General features: G+C 70.8%; 6 protein-coding genes. 1 reads left to right on the forward strand and 5 read right to left on the reverse strand.

Annotation, left to right across the window (positions count from 1 at the left end; all coding sequences use genetic code 11):
- Positions 1 to 13: 13 nt before the first annotated feature.
- The 5 genes from PO768_RS19275 to tsaB are packed head-to-tail and all read right to left on the reverse strand — an operon-like array spanning position 14 to position 5,504.
- A complete protein-coding gene (locus PO768_RS19275; protein ID WP_272647340.1) occupies positions 14 to 1,114 on the reverse strand; it encodes a class I SAM-dependent methyltransferase in 1,101 nt (366 codons plus the stop codon).
- Positions 1,111 to 3,486: an EAL domain-containing protein gene (locus PO768_RS19280; protein WP_269838200.1), complete on the reverse strand. Its 2,376-nt coding sequence runs from the start codon at positions 3,484 to 3,486 to the stop codon at positions 1,111 to 1,113. Before PO768_RS19280 ends, PO768_RS19275 begins: the two co-directional genes overlap by 4 nt.
- Positions 3,487 to 3,523: 37 nt before the next feature.
- Positions 3,524 to 4,318 (reverse strand): uracil-DNA glycosylase, encoded by a 795-nt coding sequence (locus PO768_RS19285; RefSeq protein ID WP_272647341.1) that lies wholly within the window; start codon positions 4,316 to 4,318, stop codon positions 3,524 to 3,526.
- Positions 4,315 to 4,803 (reverse strand): ribosomal protein S18-alanine N-acetyltransferase, encoded by a 489-nt coding sequence (gene rimI / locus PO768_RS19290; protein WP_269838377.1) that lies wholly within the window; start codon positions 4,801 to 4,803, stop codon positions 4,315 to 4,317. The genes PO768_RS19285 and rimI overlap by 4 nt, the downstream gene beginning before the upstream one ends.
- A complete protein-coding gene (tsaB, locus tag PO768_RS19295) occupies positions 4,803 to 5,504 on the reverse strand; it encodes a tRNA (adenosine(37)-N6)-threonylcarbamoyltransferase complex dimerization subunit type 1 TsaB (protein ID WP_272647342.1) in 702 nt (233 codons plus the stop codon). The genes rimI and tsaB overlap by 1 nt, the downstream gene beginning before the upstream one ends.
- A 32-nt stretch (positions 5,505 to 5,536) precedes the next feature.
- Between tsaB and dacB the strand changes: the two genes are divergently transcribed.
- A partial coding sequence (gene dacB / locus PO768_RS19300) for a D-alanyl-D-alanine carboxypeptidase/D-alanyl-D-alanine endopeptidase (protein ID WP_272647343.1) occupies positions 5,537 to 6,733 on the forward strand: 1,197 nt, incomplete at its 3' end.

Consider the following 6,733-nt stretch of genomic DNA (forward strand, 5'->3'; position numbering starts at 1 on the left):
GGCGGGGCTTCGCTCAGAGCATGTGCGAGCGGTCGCCCGCCGCGAAGCCGAGGGCCTCGAAGCTCTCGCCCGCAACGAAGCCGATCACCTTGAACAGCTCGCCCATCTCATGCTCGGCGATCAGCCGGTGCGCCATCGCGCGGCCGGCCAGGTCGGCCTCACAGAGCAGCTCGGTCAGGCCGCAGTTGATCAGGAAGTTGGCCTGGCTGGTGTAGCCCAGCACGGTCAGGCCGGCGTCCTGCCCGGCCAGCGCGATGCCGGTGAAATTGACATGGGCGGTGATGTCCTTCTCGCCGACCAGGGCCAGCGGATCGGCATCGACGCGGTGCTGGTGATGGCACATCACGGTGCCGCCGGCGCGCTGCGGGTGGTAGTACTCGCGCTCGGGAAAGCCGTAGTCGATCAGAAAGATCGCGCCGCGCTGCAGGCCGGCGGCCAGCGTGCGCACAAAGCCCTCGGCCTGCGCGTGCAGCTCGGTCAGATAGCCGCCGGGGTAGGGGTCATTGGCCACCTCGGCCGGCAGGCTCAGCCCGGTTTCGCGCTCGCCCCAGGCCAAACCTGCCCCCGTCCAGATGACACCGCGCTCCAGCCACTGCTGGCCATCGAAGCGCATCAGCTGCACCGGCATCGCGTCCAGCACCTCGTTACCGACCACCACGCCGGCAAAGCGCTCGGGCAGCGCGTCCAGCCACTGCACCTTGTCGCCCCAGGCGGCCAGGCGTTCGGCCTGGCGCGCGCGCAGCGAGCCGGACAGGTCGACGATGCAGTAGCGCGCCACGCGCTCGCCCAAGGCCTGCAGCAGCTGCGCCGCCAGCGCGCCGCTGCCGGCGCCGAACTCGAACACGGTGTCGGTGGCGGTGGCCGTCAGCGCCTGCTCGAGCTGGGCGGCCAGCGCCCGGCCGAACAAGGGCGACAGCTCGGGCGCGGTGACGAAGTCTGAACCATCGGCGGGCATCGCGCCGAACTTCTGCCGCGCGCCGCTGTAATAGCCCAGGCCCGGCGCATACAGGGCCAGGGCCATGAAGTCGTCGAAGCCCAGCCAGCCGCCGGCCTCGGCGATGGCTTCGCGAATCAGGGTCTGCAGGGGGGTGGGCCTGCCTTCATGCGCTGTCATTGCGCCATTGTAGGAAGGGCGCTCTGGCGGCTGTGCAGCCAGGCCTCGAACTGCTCGGCCGACATCGAGGCGGCGATCAGCTCGCCCTGCAAATCATCACAGCCCCAGTCCGCCAGCAGTTGCCATTGCGCGCGGCTGCGCACGCCCTCGGCACCGACCCGCAGGCCCAGGCCCTGGGCCATCTGCACAATGGCGCGGGTGATGGCCAGCGCACCGGCATCGCCGGGCAGCTTGGCGACAAAGCCCTGGTCGATCTTCAGCTTGTCCAGCGGCAGCTGGGTCAGATGGGCCAGCGAGGTGTAGCCGGTGCCGAAATCGTCGACCGAGATCGACAGGCCCAGCGCGCGCAGCGCGGTCAGCGTGGCCGGGGCCGTGCCGATATCGTCCATCAGCATGCGCTCGGTCAGCTCCAGCTCCAGCCACGCGCCCGGCACGCCGGCCTCGGCCAGCACCTGACGCACGGTATCGGCAAAGCGCTCGAGCCGAAACTGCATGGCCGAGAGATTGACCGCGATCGGCACTGCCGCGACACCGCTTTGATGCCACAGCCGCGACTGCCTGGCCGCCTCGCGCATCACCCACTCGCCCAGCGGCACCATCAGCCGATGCCGCTCGGCCACGCCGATGAAGGCGTCCGGGCTCAGCAGGCCGCGCTGCGGATGCTGCCAGCGCAGCAAGGCCTCGGCGCCGACCAGGCGGCCGTCGCGCGCATCGACCTGGGGCTGGTAGTGAAGGCGGAACTCGCCGCGCGCCAGGCCCTCGCTGAGCTCGCTCTCCAGCACCAGATCGGCATAGGCGCGCGCCGCCATCGCCGGCTCGAAATAGCGGTAGCTGGCCCGGCCATCGGACTTGGCCAGATACATCGCGGTATCGGCATGCTGGATCAGCTCCTCGGCACTGTCGCCATGCTCGGGGTAGACGGCGATGCCGATCGAGGGCGTCACGAAGAGGTCGCGCCCGTTGACGCTGACCGGCACCTCGACCACCGACAGCAGGGCCATCAGCACCACCAGCACATCGTCGCGCTGATGGATATCGTCCAGCAGCACGACAAACTCGTCGCCGCCGAAGCGCGCCACCAGATCGCTGGCACGCAGGCAGTCGCAGATGCGCCGGGCCACCGTCACCAGCACCTTGTCACCTTCCAGATGACCCAGCGAATCGTTGACGCGCTTGAAATTGTCCAGGTCGATGAACAGCAGGGCCAGGCGCTGCCCGCCACGCTCGGCGCGTTGCATCGCCGGCACCAGGCGCTCCATGAAGGCCGCGCGGTTCAGCAGGCCGGTCAGATTGTCGTGATGGGCCAGATGGTGGATGCGCGACTGCGCCGCCAGCTGCTCGCGGATATCGCGCACGATGCTCATGCGCAGGCGCTCGCCATCACGCACCAGGGTGCGCACGATGAACTCCACCGGGATGCGTGTGCCGTCGCGATGCATCACCGCACTTTCGTAACGCAGCTCCCGGCCCTCGCTCATCACCCGGCCGACCTTCTGCAGTTCGTCGGTCGCGACGAAATCCAGCGCCGGCCGGCCGACCAGCTCCTCCAGGCTGTAGCCGACCAGATCGCACAGCGGCGGATTGGCGTCGGTGATGATGCCGTCGCGGTGAAACAGGATGCCCTCCATCGAGGCCTGCATGAACTTGTCCAGCCGTGCCTCGGACTCGCGCACCGCCGCCTCGGCCAGCCGGTACTTGGTGATGTCGAGGATCTGCACAAAGCTGGCCAGCGAATGGCCCTGGGCGTCCAGATGCGGAATCAGCTGCACCTCGATCCAGCGCGGCCGGCCGTCCGGGCCGAGCAGCTGGCGCTCGTACTGGGCCGGCTGCTTGTCGCGCAGCACCCGTTCCACATAGGGCTGGATGCGCTGGGCCGCCTCCGGGCCTATCACCTCGGCAAAGGTCAGGCCCAGCACCGAGCGCTCGGTGAAGCCGAAAGCATGGGCGTATTCGCGGTTGGCAAACAGGCAGCGGTGGGTCACCGCGTCATACAGCGCGATCAGCGCCGGCACATGGTCGGCCAGCAGCCGCAGCTGCGCGGCCTGCTCGGCCGCCTTGCTGCTGAGCAGGTCCTGCCAGACGCTGATATGGGCTTGCAGCGCGGCATCCCAGCGCGAGCGGCAGACCAGCCAGCCTGGGCCTGGCGCACGCGCCAGCTCCAGCTCGAAATCGGCCGGGCGCTGCCAGGCCAGCTGCAGCTCGTCGCGCGACTCGACATCCAGCCAGTCCCAGCCCGGTGCCGTCCTCAGGCCGGCGAACAGCCCGTTCGCGCCGAGCACCCGGCCCTGCGCATCGACCACGGCCACGGGACATGGCAGCCGCTCCCAGCTGGCCCGGGTGGACTCGTCGATGGCAGCGGCGGCGGGCTTCATGCGTCTCCTCGTGGCCCTTGTTTTATAACCCAGGGGGTCAGGTCTTGCGCTGAAGAACGTCCATGGCCAGACACAAATCTTCCCAGGCCCGCGCCTTGTCGACCAGATTGCGCAGCAGATAGGCCGGGTGGTAGGTGACGATCAGCGGCACACCCTGGTACTCGTGCACCCGCCCGCGCAGCCGGCCGATCGGCTCGCTGCTGCGCAGCAGCGACTGCACGGCGAAGCGCCCCATCGCCAGGATGATGCGCGGCTGCACCAGCGCGATCTGGCGGTTCAGATAGGGCTCGCACTGCGCCAGCTCCTCGGGCTCGGGATTGCGGTTGCGCGGTGGCCGACACTTCAAGGTGTTGGCGATGAAGACCTGCTTCTCGGGCGGCCCGTCGGCACGCGTCAGGCCGATGGCGCGCAGCATGCTGTCCAGCAGCTTGCCGGCCTGGCCGACAAAGGGCTCGCCCTGCAGGTCCTCCTGCTCGCCCGGCGCCTCGCCGACCACCATCCAGTGGGCGCGCTCATGGCCGACGCCAAAGACCGTGTGCTTGCGCCCTTCGCACAGCCCGCAGGCGCGGCAGCCGGCCACGGCCTCGCGCAGCTGCGTCCAATCCATGGCCGCCACCGCGCCCGCCGCTGCCGGCGCCCGAGGCAGCTCGGCGGGCTGCACAGGCACCACGATCTGCGGCAGGACGCTGACGACCCGGACCGGCGCCGGCGCTTCGACCTTGGCCAGCACAGGCTCGGGTGCCGTCGGCTCGGGCTCGGGCACGGGCGGCGCGGTCCAGACCCGCAGCCCCATCGCCTCCAGCATCGCCTGCTGACGTTCGCTCCAGCTCATGCCGCGCCCTCCGCCAGCCGCAAGCTCATCAGCACCGCGTCCTCGCGCCGGCCTTCGGCGGCCGGGTAGTAGGCGCGACGCAGGCCGACCTCGGCGAAACCGTAACGGGCATAGACACGCCGCGCCCGCTCGTTGCCCTGCCGCACCTCCAGCCAGATCTGCGCGCCGCCATGCTCGCGCGCCAGCGCCTGCAAGGCATCCAGCATCAGCCGGGCCAGGCCCTGGCCCTGGCACTCGGGCAGCACGGTGATATTGAGCAGATGCAGCTCATCGACCCCTTGCATCGCGAGGAAATAGCCGAGCACGCTGCCGTCGGCAGCACGCAGCACCTGGGCGAGGTAGCCGGCCGACAGCGAGTCGATGAAATTGCCGCGCGACCAGGGGAACTCGTAGGCGCGCTGCTCGATCGCCAGCACCGCCTCGACATCGCCGGCCTGCATCGCCTGCAGGCGGCTGCCCACCGGGCTCATCACTTCGCCCCGCATCATGATGCGGCGCGAGCGGCCAGGCGCTCCTCGGTGGTTTGCGCCACCTTGTCGCGCACATAGAGCGGCATCGCCTCGGCCGGGTCCAGCAGCAGGCCCTGGGCCCAGGCCTGCTCGGCCAGCGCCGGCAGTGCCTGCGCGCGCGAGCGGCTCTGCGGCCAGGCCTGCGCGGCCAGGCCTTGCAACTCGGGAAAGACCGTGATCGCGCTGCCGCACAGGGCCGCCGGCGGTTCGCGCCACTGGGCCAGCAGCGCGGCCGGGCTGTAGAGCGCCGGCGCGCTCTCGACCCGCCAATGCCGGCCGTCATGCGCATAGGCGCCGGCATAGATCTCGCCCATGCGGGCGTCCATCGCGACCCAGACCTGGGCCAGCGTGCCGCCGGCCTGCTGGCGGGCGTCCTCGGCCACCAGCATCAGGCTGTCCAGCGACAGCACCGGCTTGGCCGCGCCGAACGCCAGGCCCTGGGCCACCGCGCAGGCGGTGCGCAGGCCGGTGAAGGCACCCGGGCCGCTGCCAAACGCGATCGCATCGACATCGGCCAGGCGCAGGCCGGCACCGGCCAGCAAGGCCATCAGCTCGGGCACCAGCCGCGCCGAGGCCTGGGCACCGCCGGCACCCTCGAAAAACCAGCGTCCTTGCGGGCCGGACAGGGCCAGCGCCATGCTTTCGGTCGAACTATCCAGGGCCAGCAACACAGTCATGCGCCAAGTGTAGCCGTGCGATCATCGCCGCCATGCGAGCCCTGCCCCTTGTCCTGAGCCTTGTTGCGGGGCTTGTCGGCCCCGCGTCTGCCCCGGCCCAGCCGGCGCCGCTGCCGGCCGGCGTCGGCCAGATCCTGCGTCAAGCCCAGCTGCCGCCCGAGGCCCTGGCCGTCTGGATCCAGGAGCTCGGTGCCGGCTCGCCGCGCCTGGCCTGGCAGGCCGATCAGGCGATGAACCCGGCCTCGCTGATGAAGCTGGGCACCACGCTGGCGGCGCTGGAGATGCTCGGGCCGGCCTGGACCTGGCAGACCCCGGTCTGGCTGCAGGGCCGGCTGTGGCCGGAGACCGGGGTGCTGGAGGGCGATCTGGTGATCAAGGGGGTCGGCGACCCCAAGCTGGTGCGCGAGCGGCTGTGGTTGCTGCTGCAGCGGGTGCGGGCCCAGGGTGTGCGCGAGATCCGCGGCCATATCCTGCTGGACAACAGCGGCTTCGCACCGAGCCCGCTGACGCCGGCCGATTTCGACGGCGAGCCCTGGCGCCCCGGCAATGTGCAGCCCGAGGCCCTGCTGCTGAACTACAAGAGCCAGACGCTGAGCTTCCGGCCCGATCCGGCGCGCGGCCTGGCCTGGATTGCCAGCGATGTGCCGCTGCCCGCACCCGCCAGCGTGCCGCTGCAAAAAGACGGGGCCTGCGGCGACTGGCGCGGTGCGCTGCGCCTGCAATGGCAGGCCGGGCAGCCGCTGGGCTTTGCCGGCAGCTATCCGGCCAGCTGCGGCGAGCTGTCCTGGCCGCTGGCCGATACCGACCCGGCCAGCTACAACGCCCGGCTGATCGCCGCGATGTGGCGCGAGATGGGCGGCGGCCTGCTCGGCGAGGTCAGGGCCGGTGTGGCCCCTGCCACGCCACCGAGCTTCAGCTTTGCCTCGCCGCCGCTGGCCGAGGTGGTGCGCGACATCAACAAGTACAGCGCCAATCTGATGAGCGAGATGCTGTGGCTGAGCCTGGCCGGCGGCACGCCGGCGGCCGCCCAGGAGCGGCTGCGCCTGTGGCTGTCGGCCAGGCTCGGGGACTCGGCCTTTGTGCTGGAGAACGGCTCGGGCCTGTCGCGCGAGCAGCGCCTGAGCGCCCGGCAGCTGGGGCGGCTGCTGCAGCTGGCCCATGCCAGCCCGGTGATGCCGGAGTTCATGGCCTCGCTGCCGGTGGCCGGCGCCGACGGCACGCTGACGCGC

This window comes from Paucibacter sp. XJ19-41, from assembly GCF_028462495.1.
Lineage (GTDB): Bacteria > Pseudomonadota > Gammaproteobacteria > Burkholderiales > Burkholderiaceae_C > Roseateles_E.

Bases quoted from the DNA above. Each gene is read 5' to 3' on its own strand.
- PO768_RS19275 (WP_272647340.1), bottom strand. From the start codon at position 1,114: ATGACAGCGCATGAAGGCAGGCCCACCCCCCTGCAGACCCTGATTCGC.
- PO768_RS19280 (WP_269838200.1), bottom strand. From the start codon at position 3,486: ATGAAGCCCGCCGCCGCTGCCATCGACGAGTCCACCCGGGCCAGCTGG.
- PO768_RS19285 (WP_272647341.1), bottom strand. From the start codon at position 4,318: ATGAGCTGGAGCGAACGTCAGCAGGCGATGCTGGAGGCGATGGGGCTG.
- rimI (WP_269838377.1), bottom strand. From the start codon at position 4,803: ATGCGGGGCGAAGTGATGAGCCCGGTGGGCAGCCGCCTGCAGGCGATG.
- tsaB (WP_272647342.1), bottom strand. From the start codon at position 5,504: ATGACTGTGTTGCTGGCCCTGGATAGTTCGACCGAAAGCATGGCGCTG.